Origin of the sequence: Saccharothrix sp., assembly GCF_031180885.1 — a bacterium.
GTDB lineage: Bacteria > Actinomycetota > Actinomycetes > Mycobacteriales > Pseudonocardiaceae > Actinosynnema.
In genome coordinates, this window is sequence record NZ_JAPSLK010000047.1 from 41,649 (window position 1) to 62,836 (window position 21,188).

The window sequence follows — 21,188 nt, forward strand, 5'->3', positions numbered from 1 at the left end:
TCCGATGTGGACGGTGTGGTCGTGACAACGGCCTTGGGCTCGATCGCCCTGCACACCGGCGACTTCGCGGTGACGGGCGAGGCTGAGACGGCCGTGTTGGTGATCGGCGGCGAGGCCAAGTGGGCTGACGTGCTGCGGGTCGGTGACGGCGTCCACGGGTCGGCCGAACTGAGCGGCGAAGCACGGCTCCTGGTGCTGACCTCCCGCCACCCCGCGCCCGCGCACAGCCGCACCTGGCGCTTCGCCCCCGCCGGCGACTCCGAGGGCCAGACCGCCGCGGACCACCTGCTGGCGGGCGAAGGCGGGTTCACCGACATGGGCGTGCGGTGGCTCGCGACCACCGACACCCTCGGCACCACCGGGCTCGTGGTCGCCACCTCCACGTTCGCCCCCGGCGGCCACCACGAGCCGCACCGCCACCCGCACGCCGACGAGTTCTTCCTCGTCCTGCGCGGCGGCGGGTACCACCACGCGCCGGACGGGCCGGTCCGGCTCGACCCGGGCGACCTCGTCCACGTGCCCGCCGGTGAGCCGCACGGCTTCGCCACCGACCCGGGCACCGTCACCACCGCGCTCTACGGCTACCTCGGCGCGGGCAGTCTCGACCAGGCAGGCTACGAAGTCGAAGGCGGTGCGCGCTGATGGCCAGACGCAAGGCGGTGGTGACCGGGGCCGGCTCCGGGATCGGCAAGGCCACCGCGGTCCTCTTAGCGCGCGCGGACCACGACATCGCCATCGGCTACCGGTCCGATGTGGACGCTGCCAACCGGACGAAGGCGTTGGTGGAGGAGGAAGGCGGGAAAGCCCTCACCTTCCGACTCGACCACGCCGAACCCGAGCAGGCCGCGCGGGCCGTCGACCGGGCGGTGACCGACCTCGGCGGCGTGGACGTGTTCGTCAACAACGCCGGCGTCAACCACCGCGGCAAGTTCCTCGACGAGACCCTCGACGACTGGCAGCGCCTGCTCGCCGTCGACCTCACCGGCCCGTTCGCGTGCGCCCAGGCGGTCGCCCGGCGCATGGTCGAGCAGGGCACGGGCGGCCGGATCGTCAACGTCACCTCGGTGCACGAGCTGATCCCCATCGACGGCGGCTCGGCCTACTGCGCCGCCAAGGGCGGCCTGCTGATGCTGACCCGGGTGATGGCCCTGGAACTCGCCCCCCACGGCATCACCGTCAACGCGGTCGCCCCCGGCGAGACCGCCACCCCCATGAACGGCGTCCCGGACCACGTCGACGCCGCCGACATCGACCGGCCGATGATCCCGGTCGGCCGACCCGGCCGCGCCGGCGAGGTGGCCGCGCTGATCGCCCACCTGGCGAGCGACGCGGCGGCCTACGTCACCGGTTCCACGCTGCACATCGACGGCGGGCTCGCGCTGATGGGCGCGATCCCCAACCAGGCCTACGCGGGGAGGATCTGATGGGCGTCCCGGGCGCGCGGGCCGTGCACCACGTGGCGTACACGGTGCCGGACCTAGAGCAGGCGGTGCGGTTCTTCGTCGACGTGATCGGCGCGGAACTGGTCTACGAACTGGGGCCGGTGGAGGACCCGGACGGCGACTGGATGACCCGCAAGCTCGGCGTGGATTCCAAGGCGTCCACCCGAATCGCCATGCTGCGGCTCGGCCCGGTCACCAACCTGGAGCTGTTCGAGTACACCGCCCCCGACCAGCGCCGCGAACTGCCGCGCAACAGCGACTGGGGCGGCCACCACCTGGCGATCCACGTGGACGACGTGGACGCGGCGGTGGCGTACCTGCGCGAGCAGCCCGGCGTCACGGTCATGGGCGAGCCGGAGACCATCGAGGAGGGTCCCATCACCGGCGACCGCTGGGTGTACTTCACCACGCCGTGGGGCATGCAGATGGAGCTGATCAACCTGCCGCCGGGCGCGCCGTTCGAGCTGGAGACCGACGCGCGGCTGTACGCGCCCGGCGTGCCCTGGCGGAACAGGTAGCCGGGCCGTGGGCGGGCGACTCGCCGCGTTCATCCGGCTGAGCAGGCTGCGGTTCCTGGTCGAGAGCCAGTTGACGGTGACCCTCGGCGTCGCCGTGTCCGTCTACAGTGGACACGCGTTCGCGCTGGGCACCTGGCTGCTGATCCAGTCGACGGTCGTGCTCACGCACCTGATGACCCACTACTGCAACGAGTACTTCGACCTGGCCGCCGACAGCGCGCACACCGCGCCCAACCGGTGGACCGGCGGCAGTCAGGTCTTGGTGAAGGGCGCGCTGCGGCCGGAGGTCAGCCTGGCCGCGGCGTTCGTGCTGCTGTTCGTGGTGCTGCTGCTGACCGTGGTCATGCCCAGCCCGGTGCAGCGGCTCATCTCGTTGGCCGCGATCGCGCTGGCCTGGTTCTACACCGCGCCACCGGTGCGGCTGAACTACCGGGCGGTCGGCGAGGTCACCACGGCCGCGTCGCTCACCCTGTTCTGCCCGTTCCTCATGGTGTACTCGCTGACCGGCGGTTTTCCGGCGGAACTGGTCGCGGTGTGCGTGCCCCTGCTGCTCGTGATGACCGCGCGGATGATGGTGATGAACTTCGTGGACCGCGACTCGGACCTGGTCGTCGGCAAGCACACCCTCCCGAACACCTTGGGTGCGCGTAAGGCAGCGCTGCTGTTCGCCGGTTTGCAGGTTGCTGCTTATGCCACCGTCCTGGTGACCACGGTGATTGGTGTGCTGCCGCTTGCGGTCGGTGTCGGCCTGTTGTTGACGGTGCCCGGCGCGGTTGTGCTGAGCCGGCGGTTGTTGCGTGAACCGCCGTCGCCGGACGCGCCCGAACAGGCCACCTCGACGGCGCACCTGGCCACCGCGCACGCCGCTGCGACCGGTGTGGTGGCGGTGGTGGGCTTCACCGTCGCGACCGCGATCGATGACGGGGTCACCGCTTCGGTGGTGGCTTGTGCCGTCTTGTTCGCGTTGTACGTGACGCCCGCCGTGGGTGTGCAGGTGCTCGACGCCTTCAAGCGCGGGCGCGCGGGCGCGGTGGGTGCCGCGTGACACCTCCGGTTCTCGATCCGCAGGCCCCTGTGCCGGAGGCGGTGCCCGGTATCGCGTTCGCGGTCGTGGGCGTGTGCACGTTCGCGATCTACCTGCTGGCGATCCGGCGCGGGTTCCTGGACAAGCGGTCGACGCTGCCGGTGTTCGCGGCGTGCGCCAACGTGTCGTGGGAACTCACGTATGCGTTCATCTACCCGGTGTACCCGGAAATGCGGGTGATCCTGTACTTCTGGCTGCCGCTCAACCTCGTGTTGTTGTGGCAGGCGCTGCGGTGGGGGCGGCAGGACTTCCCCGGGATGTCGCGGGCGGGGTTCGCGTGGATGGTCGGCGGGTGGTTCGTCTTCGCGCTGTCGTTCATGGTCCTGGCGACGCGCGAGTTCGACGACCGGGTCGGCGCGTACACCACGGTGTTCGTGGTGGTGCTGATGGAGGCGCTGTTCATCCAGATGCTGCGGGTCCGGCGGTCGACGGTCGGGCAGACCATGTACATCGCGCTGCTCAAGACGGTGATCGACGTGTCGGGGGCGGTCGGGCTCATCGCGTGGTACCCGGACCGGTGGCTGCTGCACCAGATGATCGTCGCCGAGGTCGTGCTGGACGTGGTGTACGCGGTGCTGCTGTACCGGCAGTTCCGGGCCGAGGGCGTGTCGCCGTGGCGGAAGTTCTGATGGGGCACGGGTTGGTGCTCGGTGGTGGGGTGGCGGGGCTCCTCGCCGCGGCTGCTTTGGCCGGGCACGGGCATGTCGTGAGTGTCGTGGAGCGGGACCGGTTTGACGGGGCTCGCCCGAGGCGTGGGGTTCCTCAGGGGCGGCACGCGCACTTGTTGCTGGCGCGGGGGGTTCGGGCGATCGAGAGCCTGGTGCCGGGGTTCGAGGCGGCTTTGCTCGGGGCGGGGGCGCATCGGGTCGGGATGCCGCAGGACATCTTGACGTTCACGCCGTTCGGGTGGACGCCCCGGTTCGAGCACGGGCAGTTCTTGGTGAGCTGTCGGCGGCCGTTGCTGGAGTCGGTGCTGCGGGACCTGGTGGCCGGGGTCGAGGTCGTGGAGGAGACCGAGGCTCTGCGGCTGCTGGGGGACGGTGGGCGGGTCACCGGGGCGGTGGTGCGGTCGCGGGTCGATGGTGTTGAGAGGGAGGTTCTCGCTGATCTGGTGGTGGATGCCACGGGGGCGTCTTCCAAGGCGGATCGGTGGTTGGGGGAGTTGGGTAGGTCGGTTCGGGACGTTGTGGTGGATCCGGGGATTCGGTACGCCACGGCGCTTTACCGGCCGGCTGAGCGGTTTCGGGCTTTTCCGGCGGTGTGCGTGCAGCCCGGGCCGCCGGACGAGGGGCACGGTGGGGTGGTGCTGCCCGTCGAAGAGGGGCGGTGGATCGTGAGCCTCGCGGGGTTGCGGGGGCACGTGCCGCCTACCGATGAGGCTGGGTTCTTGGGGTACGCCAAGGGGTTGCGGCATCCGTTGGTGGCGGAGTTGCTGGGGTGCGCGGAACTGGTCGGCGGGATCCGGGCCTATGGCGCGCCGCCGGGGCGGTTGCGGACGTTTCCCGAGGTGGCGGGGTTCGTGGCGGTGGGGGACGCGGTCGCGAACTACAACCCGTTGTACGGGCACGGGATGACGGTGGCGGCGTTGGACGCGGTGGCTTTGCGGGATGGGGTGGAGGAGCACGGGCTCGGGGCTGGCGTGGCTCGGGTTGTGCGGAAGGCTGTGAGTCGGGCTACTGCGGATGCTTGGGCGTTGGCGGTGGGGCAGGACGTTCGGTACGAGCGCACGTTCGCGCCCGGGCGGCGACTGCCGGACCGGGTGGCGGGGTGGTACGCGGACCGGGTGGGGGCGGCGGCAGCGGTTGACCGGGAGGTCGCGGGTGCGTTGTTGGATTCGTACACGTTGTCGGAGCCGTTGTCGCGGCTGATGCGGCCGGGAGTGGTGCGGAAGGTGCTTCGGACGAAGGCGAGTCGGAACACCGAACCCCCACTCACACAGGAGGAGCGGGAACTCCTGACCACTTGACGAACTTGCCGCTTTTCGCGCCGCAGGCGCTGCTTTCGATCGGGCTTGCCAAGCCACAGGAAGGGCCGACGCCCTTCCACCCCCAGGGGCCTCCCAAGCCGGCTTTTGATCTTGAGAGCGCGCCAGCGCGTTCATCTTGAGAGCGCTACGCGCGTTGTTTCAAAGCTCTTAAAGCGCTTTCACAAGCGAACGCGCTGACGCGCTCTCAAGATGAAAAGCGGGCTTGGGAGGCCGCCGGGGGAGGAAAACAAAAGCGGGGCTTTTCCGCCCTCCCCGTATGGCCTGGCGGAGCCTACCACAGATTTCCGGGTGCCGCTAAAAACTTTTGCTCGTTCCTCGCAAAACTTTTTGGCTGCACCCGGGAAATCTGTGGTAGCCCTTCGGGCAGGCCATACGGGGAGGGCGGAAAAGCCAAGAGCCACCGCGCTGCGCGCGCCCAAAAGCCGACAAGCACGCGCTGCGCGCGCCCAAAAGCGAAGAGCACCGCGCTGCGCGCGGCAAAAGTGAAGAGCACGCGCTGCGCGCGGCAAAAGCACGCGGCGGCGCGGCCAAGGGCGAAGGCTGCGCGCGTCCCGTCGGGCGTACCGCCGATCGGGTGATGAAGCCGTCGATCACTCCCCTTGGGACGGATGGTTCGGAAGGCTGGCCGGGACCTTCAACGGGGGAGACGATGACCGGAAGACGAGCCGTCCTCATCGCCGCGGCGACCGTGGCCGCGGTGGGGTGCAGCACCAGTGCCCCGGACGCCACTGCGCCCCAGGCCGAGCCGAAGTCGGGAGGGTCGCTCACGTTCGCGACCGACGCCGATCCGGGCTGCCTGGACCCGCACCAGTCGCCCACCGCCGCGTCCCAGCTCGTGACGCGGAACGTCGTGGACTCGTTGGTGGCGCAGGACCCCAAGACGCTGGAGTTGAAGCCGTGGCTGGCCGAGTCGTGGACCGCCTCGCCGGACGCCACCTCCTTCACGTTCACCCTGCGCACCGGGGTGACCTTCAGCGATGGTGTGCCGTTCGACGCGAACGCGGTCAAGGCGAACTTCGACCGGATCGTGCTGCCCGCCACCAAGTCCCTGCTCGCCGCCAGCCTGCTGGCCGGGTACGACGGCACCACGGTGGACGACCCGCGCACGGTGACCGTGAAGTTCAAGGCGCCCAACGCCTCGTTCCCGCAGGCGGCCAGCACCGCGTTCCTCGGGATGCAGTCGCCGAAGGTGTTCGAGGCCGGTCCGGAGGCCGTGTGCCGCAAGCCTGTCGGCAGTGGGCCGTTCGTCGCGGCCGAGCGGCAGCCGCAGGCGAGCATCACGTTGACCAAGCGGGCCGACTACAACTGGGGGCCGGAGACGGCCAAGCACCGGGGTGCGCCCTACCTGGACCTGGTGACGATCAACATCGTCCCGGAGAACGGCGTCCGCATGGGCAGCCTGCGCACCAACCAGGTCGACGCCATCGCGAACGTCCCGCCCAAGGAAGCCGACGGGCTCAAGGGCGCGGGCTTCGAGGTGTTGGCCAAGGCGCAGCCGGGCATCGCCTACACGCTGAACCTGAACGCCGCCCGCGAGCCGCTGTCGGACGTGAAGGTCCGGCAGGCGATCGCGAAGGCCATCGACACCGAAGCCGTGGTCAACAACCTCTACCAGGGCAAGTACCCGCGGGCGACGAGCGTGCTGACCGGCGCCACCCCGGGCTACGCCTCGGTCCTGGGCACCAGCCAGTTCGACGCCGCGGCGGCCGAGCGGCTGCTGGACGAGGCGGGCTGGGCGAAGCAGGACGACGGCACGCGGGCCAAGAACGGCAAGCCGTTGAGCATCGAGTGGACGTTCATCTCGCCGGCGCGCGAGCAGCGGGACCTGTTGGCGCAGGTCGTGCAGCAGCAGCTCAAGGCGGTCGGCGTGGACGTGAAGCTCGTGCCGCTGGCGGCCGGTGAGGTGATCGCCAAGACCGCGCGCGGTGAACTCCAGATGGGCGACATCAGCTTCGTGCGGGCGGACGGTGACGTGCTGCGGACCGTGTTGACCGCGCCGCGCGGCGGTGCGCCGGCCGTGGTCGCGCCGGAGGTGCCGGGGCTGTTGACCGCGGCCGCGGCGACCGTGGACGACGGTGTCCGGAAGGAGAACTACGCCAAGGTGCAGCGGTCGCTGATCGAGAACGCCACGGCGATCCCGGTGTACGACCCGACCTACCTGCTGGGCGTGGGCAAGGCCGTGCACGGCCTCGGCTTCGACCCGCAGGGCCTGCCCTCCTTCCACGAGGCCTGGGTGTCGCGCTGACCGTGCGCCGCGCCGGGTTCGTGCTCCGCCGGCTCGCCTCGGCGGTGCCGGTGCTGGTGGCGGTGCTGACGCTGTCGTTCGTGATGATGCAGCTGGTGCCGGGTGACCCCGTGCAGACGATGCTGTCCGGCGCGGGGCCGGCGCCGACGCCCGAGCAGGAGCAGGCGCTGCGGCACCAGCTCGGGCTCGACCGGCCGCTGCACGAGCAGTACTTCGGGTTCCTGGCGGACGCGGTGCGCGGCGACTTCGGCCGGTCGGTGCAGACCGGGGAACCGGTGGTGTCGGCGATCTCGGCGGTGGCGCCCGCGAGCGCGGAGCTGGCGTTGTTCGCGCTGGTGCTGTCGCTGGTGTTCGGCGTGGGCATCGCGGTGCTGGGGCGGGTGGCGACGGGGCCGTTGCGGTCGTTGTGCCACGGGGTGCCGGTGGTGTTCATGTCCACGCCGGGGTACTGGGTGGCGTTGGTGCTGATCGAGGTGTTCTCGTTCCGGCTCACGTGGTTCCCCGCGACGGGGGATGCGGGGTTCGGGGCCTTGGTGCTGCCGGCGGTGACGCTGGCGCTGCCCGCGATCGGTGTCATCGCGCAGGTGTTGGGAACGTCGTTGGCGGCGGTGGACGCGGAGGCGTTCGTGGTGACGGCTCGGGCCAAGGGCGCCGGGCGGTGGCGGGTGTTGCTGCGGCACGCGTTGCGCAACGCGTCGATCCCGACGATCACGCTGGTGGGCACCACGGTCGGCAACCTGCTGGCGGCGGCGGTGATCGCGGAGACCGTGTTCGCGCGGCCCGGCCTGGGGCGGTTGACGTTGCAGGCCATCACCAACCACGACATCCCCGTGCTGCAAGGGGTCGTGGCGCTGCTGGGCGTGCTGTACGTGGTGGTGAACCTGCTGGTGGACCTCTGTTACGTGCTGGTCGACCCGCGGGTCACCGCGGACCGGATCCGGGACTGACCGTGAAGCGCCCGGGTGTCGTGCTGTCGCTGCTGGTGCTGGCGTTCGTGGTGGCGTGCGTGGCGGTGCCCGGCCTGCTCGCGCCGACCCCGCCGGACCGCATCGACCCGCTGGTCATGCTGGAACCGCCGAGCTTCGCGCACCCGTTCGGCACCGACCAGCTGGGCCGGGACCTGTTCAGCCGGGTCGTGCACGGGGCGCGGATGTCGGTGCTGGTGGCGTTGGCGGCGGCGTCGGCGTCGCTGGTGGTGGGGGCGCTGGTCGGGCTGGTCGCCGGGATGCTGGGCGGCTGGCTGGACGCCCTGCTGATGCGGGCGGTGGACGTGCTGCTGGCGTTCCCGGCGCTGCTGCTGTCGTTGGCGGTGATCGGCATCCTGGGCAGTTCGGTGGTGAACGTGGCGGTCGCGGTCGCGGTGGCCGGGGTCGCCCCGTACTGCCGGGTGGTGCGGGCGCAGGTGCTGCACGTGCGGACGCGGCCGTTCGTGGCGGCGGCGACGGTGAGCGGTGTGCGGCCCTCGGCCGTGCTGGTGCGGCACATCATCCCCAACGCGGCCGGGCCCGTGCTGACGTTGGCGCTGATGAGCCTGGGGGTCGCGCTGCTGGCGTCCTCGTCGTTGAGCTTCCTGGGGTTCGGGCCGCGACCGCCGGACGCCGACTGGGGCACGCTCGCGTCGTCCGGTCGGGACTACGTGGGAACGGCGTGGTGGCTCACGGCGTTTCCCGGGTTGATGGTGGTCTGCACGACGCTGGCCGTGACCGCGCTGCACCGGGCGGTGGCGCGGCGGTGAGCCTGTTGGCGGTGCGCGGGTTGCGGGTGTCCTTCGCCGGGGGCCGGGTCCCGGCGCTCCTCGGCGTGGACCTGACCGTGCGGCACGGGCAGACCGTGGCGGTCGTCGGCGAGTCCGGGTCCGGCAAGACCACGTTGGCGCGCACGGTGCTGGGGCTGCTGCCGTCGTCGGCGCGGGTGCTGGGCGGGTCGGTGGAGTTCGGCGGGCGGAATCTGCTGGCCCTGGGCGAGCGCGGGATGCGCGCGGTGCGCGGGCGGTCGATCTCGCTGGTCCCGCAGGACCCGACGGCCGCGCTGAACCCCGTCGTGCCGGTGGGGGCGCAGGTCGCCGAGGTGCTGCGGGTGCACGGGCTGGCCTCCCGGCGCGACGCCCGCCGGCGCGCGGTGGAGCTGCTGGAGGTGGCGGGGTTCCCGGACGCCGGGGTGCGGGCGCGGCAGTACCCGCACGAGCTGTCCGGCGGGATGCGGCAGCGGGTGCTCATCGCGGCGGCCCTGGCCGGTCGGCCGGACCTGATCGTGGCCGACGAACCGACGTCCGCGCTGGACCCGACCGTGCAGCGGCAGGTCCTCGACCACCTCACCGAGCTGACCCGGTCGTCCGGCACGGCCCTGGTGTTGATCACGCACGACCTGGGCATCGCGGCCGAACGTGCCGAGCACGTCGTGGTGATGGCGGACGGCGAGGTCGTGGAGGAAGGCCCGCCGGCGCGGGTCCTCGACGCACCCGACCACCCCCGCACCCGGCGGCTCGTGGCCGACGCGCCCAGCCTGAACTCCACCCGGCTGAACTCCACCCTCCTGGGGCCGTCCTCGGCGATCGGCGAGACCCTGCTCGACGTCCAGGGCCTGACCAAGGTGTTCACCAGTTCCCGGTTCGGCGCGGCCCGCAAGCGGATCACCGCCGTGGCGGACGTGGCGTTCACCGTGGCGCGCGGCGAAACCCTTGCCCTGGTGGGGGAATCCGGCGCGGGCAAGTCGACCGTGGCGCGGCTGCTGGTGCGGCTGGAGGACGCCACGGCCGGCCGGATCCTGTTCGACGGCGCGGACCTCGCGGCCCTGCGCGGCGAGGAGCTGCGCCGGTTCCGGCGGCGGGTCCAACTGGTCTTCCAGGACCCGTTCACCTGCCTCGACCCCCGCTACACCGCGTTCGACCTGATCGCGGAACCGTTGCGCGCCTTCGGCCTCGATGCCTCCCCGGCCCGGGTCCACGAGTTGGCGGAGCAGGTGGCGCTGCCCGTGGGCCTGCTGTCGCGGCGACCCGGCGAGCTGTCCGGTGGGCAGTGCCAGAGGGTCGCCATCGCCCGCGCCGTCGCACCCGGCCCGGACCTGCTGGTGTGCGACGAACCCGCGTCGTCGCTGGACATCTCCGTGCAGGCGCAGGTGCTGCGGCTGCTCGTGGACCTCCAGGCGTCGCTCGGGTTGAGCCTGGTGTTCATCTCGCACGACCTCGCGGTGGTGCGGCAGGTCGCCGACCGGGTGGCCGTGCTGCAGGCGGGCCGGATCGTGGAAACCGGCCCCGCCGACCAGGTCCTCACCGCACCGGACCACCCGCACACCCGTGCCCTCCTCTCCGCCGTCCCCCACCTACCCAGAAGGGAACCGGCATGACCACGCCACCCAAGGCCGCGAGCCCGGTGGACTTCGCCACCTACGGTCCCTACGCCCCCAAGCCCAAACCCGGCGCTTCCGCCCGTCCCGGCCCCGCCTTCCCGAACCGCATCACGGCAGACGGTTCGAGCGGCTACCGAGCCGAACCCGGCCGGTACCACCTGTACATCGCGCTGTCCTGCCCGTTCTGCCAACGCGTGACCATCACCAGGAAGCTGAAGGGCCTGGAGGACGTGATCTCGGTGTCCGCCGTGGACCCGATGCGCGACGGCCGGGGCTGGGCCTTCCGCGAGGGCGACGGCCACGACCTGGACCACCTCAACGGGTTCGCCCTGCTCAGCGAGGCCTACACCGCCACCGACCCGGACCACGACGGCCACGTGTCGGTGCCGGTCCTGTGGGACAAGGTGGAGAAGCGCATAGCCACCAACGACTTCCGCCACCTGAGCATCGACGTCGCCACCGCGTTCGACGAGTGGGCGACGAAGGACGTGGACCTCTACCCGGAGGCGTTGCGGTCGGAGATCGACGCGCTGAACGAGTTCCTGTACGAACGGGTCCACAACGGGCCGTACCGGTGCGGGTTCGCGAAGAGCCAGGAGGACTACGAGCGCGAGGTATCGTCGCTTTTTGATGCGTTGGACCAGTTGGAAGAGCGATTGGCGACGCGGCGATACCTCTTCGGCGACTTCCTGACTGATTCGGACGTGCGGCTGTTCGTGACCCTGGCACGGTTCGACTCGGTGTACGTCACCCACTTCAAGGCGAACCTGCGGCGGCTGGTGGACTACCCGAACCTGTGGGGTTACGCGCGGGATTTGTACAGCCGGGAGGCGTTCAGCGAGACGACCGATTTCGACCAGACCAAACGCCACTACTTCCTGACCCACACTTGGATCAACCCGTCCGGATTGGTGCCTCTGGGCCCAGACCTGGACTGGACGGCCCCTCACAACCGCGACCAGCTCTAGCCGGGCTTTTCGCGCGCAGCGCGTGCTTGTCAGCTTTTGGGCGCGCGCAGCGCGGTGGCTCTTGGCTTTTCCGTCCCCCCGTATGGCCTGCCCGAAGGGCTACCACAGATTTCCCGGGTGCAGCCAAAAAGTTTTGCGAGGAACGAGCGAAAGTTTTCAGCGCACCCGGGAAATCTGTGGTAGGCCCCGCCGGGCCATACGGGAAGGGTGGAAAAGTCCCGCTTTTGCTTTTCCTCCCCCGGTGGCCTCCCAAGCCCGCTTTTCATCTTCAGAGCGCGTCGGCGCGTTCGCTTGTGAAGGCGCTTTAAGAGCTTTGAAACAACGCGCGTAGCGCTCTCAAGATGAACGCGCTGGCGCGCTCTCAAGCTCAAAAGCTTGAAGGATCAAAAGCTACACGCGGCGCTCGCCGCGCGGCAGGCCCCCGGGGGTGGAAGGGCGTCGGTTCGTCCCCCGTACGGCCTGCCGGAGGCAACCACCCTTCGCCCTTCTTGGCAACCGGAAAAGCTGGTTGCCAAGAAGGGCGAAGCGCGGTTGGGCTGCGCCCAGGCCGTACGGGGGACGAACCGAGGCCCTTCCTGTGGCTGGTATCCAGCCCGCCGCGCGGAGCGCGGCGAAAGAGCAGCCGCTGTGCGGCCCGAAAGCAGCCGCTGTGCGGCCCGAAAGCAGCCGCTGTGCGGCCCGAAAGCAGCCGCTGTGCGGCCCGAAAGCAGCCGCTGCGCGGTGAGAAGCGCGGCCCCCGGGGCGCTTAGAAGCCGATGGGTTCGCGGACCAGCACCAGGGTGGCGCGGCCCGGGAAGATCTCCCGTTCGATGATCAGGATCTTCGACAGCACGCTCGGCTGCCCGTACGCCGCCATGCAGCGCTCGTTCTCCTTGGGCAGCGAGTAACCCCTGATCCGGGCCAGCGCCGTCTCCAGGTCAGGCACGACTTTCTGCGCGCCGACGACCCAGATCGCCTGTGCCGCACCGAAGGAGTAGGGCGTGAACTGGCTGCCGGTCGCCGACGCGGCCACCAGGTGGCCCTGTTCGGTCACCGCGTGGACGCTGCCGACCACGACATCAGGGGTGGCCGTCCGCAGCCGCACCTCGTTCGGGTCGCGGTCGACGCCGTCGAGTTCCAGTTGGGCGCGGACCGACACGAAACGGCCGGAGGTGTCGATGTCCTCGGCGATGCCCGACAGGCGCAGGGTCTCGCTGGACGACGTGAAGATGGTCTTGTCCGTCGGCAACTGGTCGGTGACCAGCTTGCGCGCCTCGGCGACGGTGTCCACGACCTCGACGGTGAGGCCGTTGGCGCGGGCGGCTTCGGCTGCGCGGGTGAGTTGGTCGGGGTGGGCGGCGGTGGCGAAGCGCTCGTCCGGGGTGGTCACTGGGCCTCCTTGGGGTGGGGGGTGACGGGGAGGGCGTCCAGGCCGTGGAACAGGACGCTGTCCTTCCACCGCAGGTCCTCCGGCGGCACGGCCAGTGCCAGGTCCGGGAACCGGTCGAACAGCCTGCCCAGCGCGATCTGGCCCTCCAGGCGCGCCAGGGGCGCACCGAGGCAGCGGTGGATGCCGTGGCCGAACGCCAGGTGCCGCTGCTCTGTCCGGGTGATGTCGAAGCGGTCCGGGTCGGGGAACTGGTCGGGGTCGCGGTTCACGACGCCCACCAGCACGACCACGAACTCGCCGGCCGGGATCTCCACGCCGCCCAGGGACAGCGGTTCCGTGGTGAACCGCAGCGTGGTCATGCTGCCCGGACCCTCGTAGCGCAGCAGTTCCTCCACCGCGCCGACCAGGTGAGCCGGGTCGGACTTGAACAGCGCCAGCTGGTCGGGGTGGCTGAGCAGGGTCAGCACGCCGTTGCCGATGAACTGCGCGGTGGACTCGTAGCCCGCCGTCAGCATCAGGAACGCCGACGCGACCAACTCGTCCTCGTCCAGCCGGTCGTCGAGGTCGCGGGCCCGGATCAGGTCGGCCAGCAGGTCGTCGTCGGCGCTGTCCCGCTTGCGGGCCACCAGGTCGGCCAGGTAGTCGGCCATCTGGGCGGACGCCGCGCCCATCTCCTCGGGCGTGCCGCCGAACGCGATGCCGTCGGACATGGCGCGGAACGCGTCGCGTTCGTCCGCGGGCACGCCGAACAGCTCGCCGATCACGGTCACGGTCAGGGGGAAGGCGAACTCGCCCAGCAGGTCGACCCCGGTCTTGCCGTCGAGGCCGTCGAGCAGGCGGTCGGTGACCTCCTCCACCCACGCGCGCAGGAGTTCGACGCGGCGCTGGGTGAACGCGCTGGTCACCAGTTTGCGGAGTCTGGTGTGGTCGGGCGGGTCCAGGTTGAGCATGTGGGACTGGAGGATCTTGGCCAGCCGGGTGACCTGGACACCCTGCTCCTCCTGCTCGTCGTGCAGCGGTGCGGCCCGCTGGGAGTCCTTGCTCAGCAGCGGACTCGCCAGGGCTTCGCGGGCGTCGGCGTGCCGGGTCACCAGCCACACCGGCAGGCCGCCCGGCAGCGTGGCCCGGCGGACCGGGCTGTCCTCGCGTAACCGCTGGTAGAAGTTGTGCCGTCGCTGGACGAAGTCGTCGTCCAGTGCGATCGGCGACGCGTCAGGCGCGCTCATGATCCCCGATCTTCTCGTCGACTCTCGACAGGGTTGGTCCAGTACCGGGTTGGTCCGGTACCGGGTTGGCCAGTTCTGGGTTGGTTCAGCACAGGGTCGGTTCAGTGCTCCGACGACCGGTTGGCCGCCGGCACGTGGACGCGGTCGAGCAGCGCCCGTGCGCGTTCCTCCCAGGCCGGTCTCGTCGTCTCGCGGGCCGAGGACAGCGCTGTCTCGGCGTGCCGGGCGGCCGCGACCGGGTCGCCCGCCGCGAGTTCGACCTGGGCCGCCGCGAGGTGCGCGGCGGGCTCGTGCAGCCGGAACCCGCTCTCCCGGACGCGGGTCAGGGCGGTGTCCGCGTGCCGCCGCGCCGCGCGCAGGTCGCCCAGCGCGGTGGTCGTCGACGCCAGGCCGATCTCCGCCTCCAGGAGTCCGAACAGGTACGGCCCCATCGTGCCGGCGATCGCCCGTGCCTCGGCGTGGTGGGTCCGCGCCCGGTCGTGCTGACCCTGGGCCGAGTGCACCGAGCCCAGGACGTTCAACGCGTCGACCTCGGTCCGCCGGTGCTTCACCTGCCGGCTCAGGTCGAGCCCGCGCTGCGCCGCCACCAGCGCCTCGGCGGTGCGCCCGCGCCAAGCGTGCACTCCGGCCAGCGCGACCAGGCACCGGCTGGTGCCGAACGCGTTGCCCATCCGCTCGTAGGCGGCCAGGGTCGCCTTCAGCTGGTGCACGGCCTCGTCGAACCGGCCCAGGTCCCGGTAGGTGAGGCCGAGGCTGAACCGCCACGACACCTGCACGTACGACTCGTCCGGTGCGGGCTCGGGCGACACCGACGTCAGCAGCTGCTCCAGCGCCTCGGGCAGCAGCCCCTGGTACCGGTAGGTCACGCCCAGGCCGTGCACCGCGCCCGCCCGGTAGTAGCCGACGTCCACGGTGCCGGTCAGCTCGATCGTGCGCTTGAAGTGGGCGCACGCCTCCGCCAGCCGGCCGGTCCACATCAGCGACATGCCCAGTGTGTGGTGGCACGGCAACTGGTACACCGGCCGGTCCAGCTGGACGTACAGGTCGAGCGCCCGTTCCAGCGTCTCGATCGCGTCGGCCATGCGGCCCGTCGTGTTGTACGCGTGGCCCAGGCTGACCAGCGTGATCGCCTCGCCGGACTTGTCGCCCGCCTCGGTCGCGGCGCGCAGCGCGGTCCGGGTCACCGTCACCCACTCGCCGAACCGGGGCGCGAGCGCCAGCGGCGACGACATCGCGTCCGCCAGGTGCCAGGCGTACCGGTGCGGGCCGTGCTCGGCGGCGTGGTCGACGGCGGCGTGCAGGTTCGGGTACTCCTGCTCGAACCACGCCGTCGCGGTCGCCCGGTCCTTCAGCTCCGGCACCGCCGTCTCGCGCAGGCCGGTCGGCTCCTCCGGGGGCTTGCGGATCGGCTCGATCAGGCCGGACGCGGTGCGGGTGGCGCGGAAGTAGTGCGAGAGCAGGCGTTCCAGCGCGGCCGTGCGGGTCGGCTCGTCGTCCTCGGCCAGGCCGCGCTGGCGCGCGTAGTCCCGGACCAGGTCGTGCAACTGGTACCGGTCCGGCCCGGCCTCCTGCACCAGGGCTGCGGTGGTGAGCACGCCGAGCAGTTCGTGCGCCCGGCCCGGGTCCGTGCCGACGAGGGCCGCCCCCGCGTGCGGGGTGAAGTCCGGGCCCGGCACCAGGGCGGTCATCCGGAACAGGCGCGCCGCCGCCGGCCGCAGCGACTCGTAGGACAGGTCGAACGCGGCCCGCACCCCGGTCTGCTCGTCGTTCTCCACGGCCAGCGCGGCCAGCCGGTTGCCGTCGCGCAGCCGGTCCACGTACTCGCGCACGGACGTGCTCGGCACCCGGGCGGTCAGGTTCGCGGCGGCGATGCGCAGGGCCAGCGGCAGGTACCCGCACAGCGCGGCCAGCTCGTCCAACGCCTCCGGGTCGGCGGCCAGACCCGGACCGAGCAGGGTGACCAGGAGCGCGTAGGCGTCCGCCGGGGTCAGCACGTCCAGGTCGAACCGGATCGCGCCTTCCCGCACGGCCAGGCCGGAGAGCGGGTCGCGGCTGGTCACCAGGACCGCGCAGCCGGGGTCGGCGGGCAGCAGCGGCCGGACCTGCTCGGCGGCGTTGGCGTTGTCCAGCACGACCAGGACCTGCTTGTCGGCCAGCAGGGACCGGTAGACGGCGGCCTGCTCGTCGACGTCCAGCGGGACCAGGTCGGGGGAGAGGCCCAGGGAGCGCAGGAACCGGGCCAGCACGCGGGTCGGCGTCACCGGTTCGGTCTGCGCGTAGCCGCGGAGGTTCATGTAGAGCTGGCCGTCCGGGAAGCGCTTGCGGAGGCGGTGCGCGATGTGCGTGGCCAGGGCGGTCTTGCCGACGCCGGGCAGGCCGGACAGCACGGCGATCGGCAGCGCGTCGTGACCGGAGGCGAGGACGGCGGCCACCTCGTCGGCCACGCCGTCGCGGCCCACCAGGCCGACGATGTCGGCGGGCAGCTGCATGGGCGGCGGCATGGTGCGGGGCGGTGGGGCGGACGCGGGCTCGTTCAGCGCGGGCTCGTTGGCCAGGATCGCCTGGTGCAGCTGCTGGAGTTCCGGGCCGGGGTCGATGCCGAGCTGGTCGATCCGGAGGGTGCGGACCTCCTGGTAGGTCTGGAGGGCTTCGGCCTGGCGGCCGTCCCGGTAGAGGGCGAGCATGAGCTGGCCCCAGAACTGCTCGCGCAGCGGGTGCTCGACGGTCAGCGCCCGGAGTTCGCCGACGAGGTCGGCGTGGCGGCCCAGTTCGAGGTCGGCGTCGATGCGGCGGCCCAGGGCGCCGAGTTGTTCCTCGGTCAGGCGCGGGACCTCGGTGCGGTGCAACAGGTCGGAGAGGACGTCCACGAAGGCCGGTCCGCGCCAGAGTTTCAGGCCGGCGTTGAGTTCGGCGGAGGCTTCGGCAAACCGACCCGCGGCGGCGGCTTCCCGGCCCCTGGTGACGTGGCCGCGGAAGACCTCGAGGTCGAGTTCGTGGGGCGCGAGGCGGAGCAGGTACCCGGTGGGCCGGGTGACGATCCGCGCACCGCCGTCGGGCTCGACCGCGTCGAAGGCGCGGCGCAGCCGGGACACGTACGTGTGGACGGCCGCGGTCACCCCGGCCGGGGGCGCGTCCGCCCACGTGGACTCGACGAGGTGGTCCACCGTGGTCAGCCGGTTGGCCTGGGCGGTGAGCGTGGCGAGCAGCGCGGTCTGCTTAGCCCCACCCAGCCGCGCCCTGCCGGTCGTGCCGTGCACCTCGAAAGGCCCGAGAATCCGAAACTCCACCCTGGCTCCTGGCATTCCGGGTCCGCCGCCCGCGGGCCCGGTGGTTGGTCGGGCGCACGGTCATTTCCAAAACTACACGGAGTCGGTGAGGAGTCGTCATCGTTCGGCACATCTCGAACGGGGGTGGGCTGGGGGAATGGGGCAGCCTTCCGCTCATCGGGTGATCTTTTCGCCGCGGCGTCGGGCCGGGTCGGCGGCGGGTTGGTTCGGCGGCGGGTTGGTTCGGCGGGAAGTCGGTTCGGTGCGGGCGGCGCGGTTCCGGGCGGTGCGGTTCCGGGCGGTGCGGGCGGCGCGGTCCGATTCGGGGCGGGCGGTGTAGGGCGGGCGGTGCGGGGCGAGGGGCGGTGGGTTCCGGGTGGCGTGGTTTCGCTGGGGGGGGCTGGCGAGGACTTGGCGGCGGGGAGTGGGGCATCGGCAGCTGAAGGTCCCGCCCACCCGCCCCCACCGCCGACCCAGCACAAGCCACGGCTGCGCCGCCCGCCGGCTGCGCCAACGGGAGCGGCTGCGCCGCAAGAGTGCCCGCCGGCTGCGCCGACGGGAGCGGCTGCGCCGCAAGAGTGCCCGCCGGCTGCGCCGACGGGAGCGGCTGCGCCGCAAGAGCGCCGGGCGGCCCGCCAGCCTGCTCGTTGTGCCGGCGGGAGCGACAGTGCCGCAGTTCGTCCGCCGCGCGGAAAGCGAACGGGTCCCCCGCATCCGCAGGGGACCCGTTCGTCGACCTTCTACCTGCCGCTGCGGTACGCGGTCCAGGCTTCCTGCATGCGGGTGTTCTGGCCCGGGGTGAACTGGTTGTAGCAGTCGTCGTAGGAGTAGTCCATGTAGTTGTGGATCGGGTCCAGGCCCGGCAGGTTGCACGAGTCCCGGCCCGCGGGGCAGCCGGACGTCGAGCTGGACTGGGCCGGGGTGTCGGCGACCTCGTCGTTGGTCTCGGTGCAGCCGCCCTGGAAGGTGTGCCACAGGCCCATCCAGTGGCCGACCTCGTGGGTCAGGGTCTTGCCCAGGTTGAAGTTGGTCGCGCTGCCACCCGGGACGCTCGTCCAGTCGATCACCACGCCGTCGAGCTGCGGGCTGCGCTCGTACCAGCTCGGGAAGGTCGCGTAGCCCAGGCCGTCGATGTCCACCGACCACACGTTGAGCGTGGCCGCGCCGCCGACCCGGGTCGCGGACTTCATCTGCTTCTCCACCCGCGAGCGGTCCGCGCCGGTGAACCAGGTGTTGTTGGACCAGCGCTTGGTCTCCTGGAGCACGAACGTGAAGCCGGTGTTCGCGGCCACGCCCGGCGCCTCCGCGCCCGCGAAGCCCGCGTTGAGCACCTTCATCTGCTCGGTGATCGTCGCGTCGGTGACGTTGCCGACGCCGCCGGTGCCGGTGACCACGTGGAACACGACCGGGATCGTGCCGCCCGCCGCCATCGTCAGCCCACCGGAGGCCCGGGCCACGCGCTCGCGCAGGTCGCGGTTCATGCGCTCGGCTTCGGCCTGGCTGATCTCGTTGCGGTCGTGGCCCGTCGTGCCCGGCTTGCCGCGTGCGGCGGAGTGCGTTTCGACGATGCAGTCGGCGGAGCGCTCGGCGACGGCGGTGCTGCCGTCCGCGGACGGCCCGAGGACGGTGAGCGCGCCCAGGGCGAGCGCGCCGGTGAGCAGGGCACCGCGGCTGCGCCCCGGCTTCTCGTTGTGGAACATGCGGAGTCCTCCGTGCAGGGAATGGGGACAAAGCCCGCGCCATGATGACCCAAGGCCTGCCCGAAGTGACCCCGTCGATCGTCGCTTGACCTTCAGCCGGCGGCTTGTTCCCGCCGCTAGGTGGCAACAAGGCCGCCGCGGCCGCGCACGTCGATCTTGGCGAACACGGACTTCAGGTGGTCCCGCACGGTGTGCGCGGAGATCCCGAGGCGGTCCGCGATGTCCACACTGGACAGTCCACTGATGACCCGGTCGCACACCTCGCGCTCCCGCGCGGTCAACCCGTAGGCCGCGCACCGCAGCGGGAGGAGGTCCTCACCGGACGCCCGCGCGATGGTCACCGCCACCTCGTCGTCGTCCGCGTCGCCCACCCAACCGGTCCGCGCACAGCCGCACCCAGCCGCCCGCCGCGTCCCGCACCCGCAGTTCCTCGCGCCCGACGTCACCCTCGTGGCGACGTGGCTGTGAACACGTCCGACCCCACCCGCCGCCGGAACGGCTCCAGCCGCTGCCGCTGCCGCTCCGCGCGGGCGACCAGCTCGTCGAAGTCGACGTCCGGCAGGCGGGTGCGGAGGTCGGCGAGGTCGGCCAGGGTGTGCCAGAGCTGCTTCTTGCGGTCGATGCCCATGACGAGCACCTCCAGCTCCAGGAACCGGCTCAACGGCGAGTAGCCGACCAGTCGTCCGTTGGGCTTGAGCCGCCCGACCCGCTCGCCGACGGTCGCGAGCGCCGTCCGCAGCGGGTCTACGCGCACGCCCAACCGCCCCATGATCGACCGGAACGTCTCGACGTCCTCACCGATCTGCTCCGCGACCTCCGCCAGCGCCTCGCCCAGCGGGGTGCCGCGGTTGTTGCGCTGAGCGCGCCGGGCGAGTTCACGCCACCCGACGCCGAGCGCGAGCTGGTCCCGCAGGTAGATGCCCAGAAATTCGTCCACACCGGTGAACTACCCCGGTGCGCACCGTGCCAACCCGGGCGCGGCGTCCGGGCTGTGATCACCACCTCCGTGGGCTTTGTTGCAAGTAATTGGCAGTATGGGTGGGTGGACGCTGGGTGGGTGCCGGCCGTGCTGGCCGTGGTGGTGGTCGTGGGGCAACTGGTCTACGTGCTCGCCTGCGCGTTCTCGGCGGCCGAACCGAGGACCGCCGCCGACACCCGCCGCCGCACCCGCGCGCTGCGGATGACGCCGTGGCTGCTCCTGGTGTCGACGGCGGTCGTGGCGGTCACCCTCCTGCTGCGATGGTGACGATCTCCGGCCACGCCCCGAACAGGCTCACCGGCCTCCGGTCCACCACGGGCAACCCCCTCAGGTCGGCGTCATGCACCAGCAACACCGCCCGCCCACCGGGCACCAGCACCCGCCGAACCTCCCCCCAGAACCGCTCGACCTCACCGACCACCGCCACCTGCCTACCCCAGGGCGGATTGCCGACGACCAGATCCACCGACCCACTCGCCACCGGCAACCGCCCCGCATCCCCCACCGCCCAGCCGACCCGCCCCGACACCGGTCCGCCAGCCACAGGCCCAGCGGTCGCGGATTCGGCGGTCGGCGTGTTGGCGACGGCGGCGGCGATCGCGGCGGGTTCGACGTCCACCCCCAGAACAGTCGACGCGGTCGGCAGGTGCGCGGCCTCGATCGCGATGGTCCCCGTCCCGCAGAACGGATCCACCACCCGCGAACCCGCCCGCCCGGGCAGCCCGGCCAGGCGCACCATCGCCGCCGCCACCGGCGGGTGCAACGCCCCCGGCCGCGACACCCGTCGATAACCCCTGCGGTGCAACGGCCGCGAACCAACCCGCAACCCCACCACAGCCCGATCCCCGGCCACCATCACCCGCCACGACAACCCGCCCGCCGGCGGCACCCGCCCCCCACGCCGCCCGTGGTAAGCCACCCCGAGCGCCGCCGCCACGGGCTCACCAACCGCGTCCTCCACGTCATACCGAGTGAAGTTCCGCCGCCCCAGAAAAGACCCCGAAACGTCCACAGTGGACCAGACTCGCCCGACCCCAAAAGCGGCCAAGGAACTCACGA

Annotated in this window: 20 protein-coding genes; 13 read left to right on the plus strand and 7 right to left on the minus strand. The window is 71.6% G+C overall.

Translation table 11 applies throughout. The features are described 5' to 3' along the window. The first annotated feature begins 21 nt into the window (after positions 1–21). The 11 genes from RIN75_RS33910 to RIN75_RS33960 all read left to right on the plus strand — a co-directional run bounded on the left by RIN75_RS33910 (position 22) and on the right by RIN75_RS33960 (position 11,589). Positions 22–642 carry a cupin domain-containing protein gene (locus tag RIN75_RS33910; protein ID WP_309116165.1) on the plus strand — a complete coding sequence of 207 codons (621 nt, stop codon included), beginning with the start codon at positions 22–24 and terminating at the stop codon, positions 640–642. Continuing rightward, complete coding sequence (locus tag RIN75_RS33915) at positions 642–1,424, plus strand: SDR family oxidoreductase (protein WP_309116166.1); 783 nt, start codon at positions 642–644, stop codon at positions 1,422–1,424. Before RIN75_RS33910 ends, RIN75_RS33915 begins: the two co-directional genes overlap by 1 nt. Continuing rightward, positions 1,424–1,960 (plus strand): VOC family protein, encoded by a 537-nt coding sequence (locus RIN75_RS33920; protein WP_309116167.1) that lies wholly within the window; start codon positions 1,424–1,426, stop codon positions 1,958–1,960. Before RIN75_RS33915 ends, RIN75_RS33920 begins: the two co-directional genes overlap by 1 nt. Positions 1,961–1,967: 7 nt before the next feature. Next, the gene (locus RIN75_RS33925; RefSeq protein WP_309116168.1) at positions 1,968–3,005 is read left to right on the plus strand and encodes a prenyltransferase; all 1,038 of its coding nucleotides are present in this window, start codon (positions 1,968–1,970) and stop codon (positions 3,003–3,005) included. Further along, on the plus strand, positions 3,002–3,673 hold the full coding sequence (locus tag RIN75_RS33930) for a hypothetical protein (RefSeq protein WP_309116169.1): 672 nt from the start codon (positions 3,002–3,004) through the stop codon (positions 3,671–3,673). The genes RIN75_RS33925 and RIN75_RS33930 overlap by 4 nt, the downstream gene beginning before the upstream one ends. After that, positions 3,658–5,010 (plus strand): FAD-binding protein, encoded by a 1,353-nt coding sequence (locus tag RIN75_RS33935; protein WP_309116170.1) that lies wholly within the window; start codon positions 3,658–3,660, stop codon positions 5,008–5,010. The genes RIN75_RS33930 and RIN75_RS33935 overlap by 16 nt, the downstream gene beginning before the upstream one ends. A gap of 670 nt (positions 5,011–5,680) precedes the next feature. After that, positions 5,681–7,276: an ABC transporter substrate-binding protein gene (locus tag RIN75_RS33940; RefSeq protein ID WP_309116171.1), complete on the plus strand. Its 1,596-nt coding sequence runs from the start codon at positions 5,681–5,683 to the stop codon at positions 7,274–7,276. 2 nt (positions 7,277–7,278) lie between these two features. Then, on the plus strand, positions 7,279–8,223 hold the full coding sequence (locus tag RIN75_RS33945; RefSeq protein ID WP_309116172.1) for an ABC transporter permease: 945 nt from the start codon (positions 7,279–7,281) through the stop codon (positions 8,221–8,223). A 2-nt stretch (positions 8,224–8,225) separates the two neighbouring features. Further along, a complete protein-coding gene (locus RIN75_RS33950) occupies positions 8,226–9,011 on the plus strand; it encodes an ABC transporter permease (protein WP_309116173.1) in 786 nt (261 codons plus the stop codon). Further along, positions 9,008–10,618, plus strand: a complete 1,611-nt coding sequence (locus RIN75_RS33955) for an ABC transporter ATP-binding protein (RefSeq protein ID WP_309116174.1) — start codon at positions 9,008–9,010, stop codon at positions 10,616–10,618. Before RIN75_RS33950 ends, RIN75_RS33955 begins: the two co-directional genes overlap by 4 nt. Beyond that, complete coding sequence (locus RIN75_RS33960; RefSeq protein WP_309116175.1) at positions 10,615–11,589, plus strand: glutathione S-transferase C-terminal domain-containing protein; 975 nt, start codon at positions 10,615–10,617, stop codon at positions 11,587–11,589. The genes RIN75_RS33955 and RIN75_RS33960 overlap by 4 nt, the downstream gene beginning before the upstream one ends. A gap of 745 nt (positions 11,590–12,334) precedes the next feature. On the opposite strand, the gene RIN75_RS33965 is transcribed toward RIN75_RS33960, so the two are convergent. The 3 genes from RIN75_RS33965 to RIN75_RS33975 all read right to left on the minus strand — a co-directional run bounded on the left by RIN75_RS33965 (position 12,335) and on the right by RIN75_RS33975 (position 17,471). Further along, the gene (locus tag RIN75_RS33965) at positions 12,335–12,958 is read right to left on the minus strand and encodes an LUD domain-containing protein (RefSeq protein WP_309116176.1); all 624 of its coding nucleotides are present in this window, start codon (positions 12,956–12,958) and stop codon (positions 12,335–12,337) included. Continuing rightward, the gene (locus RIN75_RS33970; RefSeq protein ID WP_309116177.1) at positions 12,955–14,184 is read right to left on the minus strand and encodes a cytochrome P450; all 1,230 of its coding nucleotides are present in this window, start codon (positions 14,182–14,184) and stop codon (positions 12,955–12,957) included. Before RIN75_RS33970 ends, RIN75_RS33965 begins: the two co-directional genes overlap by 4 nt. A gap of 101 nt (positions 14,185–14,285) precedes the next feature. Then, the gene (locus tag RIN75_RS33975) at positions 14,286–17,471 is read right to left on the minus strand and encodes a BTAD domain-containing putative transcriptional regulator (RefSeq protein WP_309116178.1); all 3,186 of its coding nucleotides are present in this window, start codon (positions 17,469–17,471) and stop codon (positions 14,286–14,288) included. 160 nt (positions 17,472–17,631) lie between these two features. Between RIN75_RS33975 and RIN75_RS33980 the strand changes: the two genes are divergently transcribed. Beyond that, entirely contained in the window at positions 17,632–17,790 is a 159-nt protein-coding gene (locus tag RIN75_RS33980) for a hypothetical protein (RefSeq protein ID WP_309116179.1), read from the plus strand. 400 nt (positions 17,791–18,190) lie between these two features. Here the strand turns inward: RIN75_RS33980 and RIN75_RS33985 are convergent, their stop codons facing one another. From RIN75_RS33985 to RIN75_RS33995, 3 genes are all read right to left on the minus strand, one after another. Beyond that, entirely contained in the window at positions 18,191–19,150 is a 960-nt protein-coding gene (locus RIN75_RS33985) for a zinc metalloprotease (protein WP_309116180.1), read from the minus strand. Between the two features lie 116 nt (positions 19,151–19,266). Further along, positions 19,267–19,521, minus strand: a complete 255-nt coding sequence (locus RIN75_RS33990) for a helix-turn-helix transcriptional regulator (RefSeq protein WP_309116181.1) — start codon at positions 19,519–19,521, stop codon at positions 19,267–19,269. Between the two features lie 71 nt (positions 19,522–19,592). After that, complete coding sequence (locus RIN75_RS33995) at positions 19,593–20,087, minus strand: hypothetical protein (protein ID WP_309116182.1); 495 nt, start codon at positions 20,085–20,087, stop codon at positions 19,593–19,595. Between the two features lie 105 nt (positions 20,088–20,192). Between RIN75_RS33995 and RIN75_RS34000 the strand changes: the two genes are divergently transcribed. Beyond that, positions 20,193–20,396, plus strand: a complete 204-nt coding sequence (locus RIN75_RS34000) for a hypothetical protein (protein ID WP_309116183.1) — start codon at positions 20,193–20,195, stop codon at positions 20,394–20,396. On the opposite strand, the gene RIN75_RS34005 is transcribed toward RIN75_RS34000, so the two are convergent. Further along, the coding region (locus tag RIN75_RS34005; RefSeq protein ID WP_309116184.1) for a methyltransferase domain-containing protein at positions 20,374–21,188 on the minus strand (815 nt) is incomplete at its 5' end. The two genes, RIN75_RS34000 and RIN75_RS34005, sit on opposite strands and share 23 nt — an antisense overlap.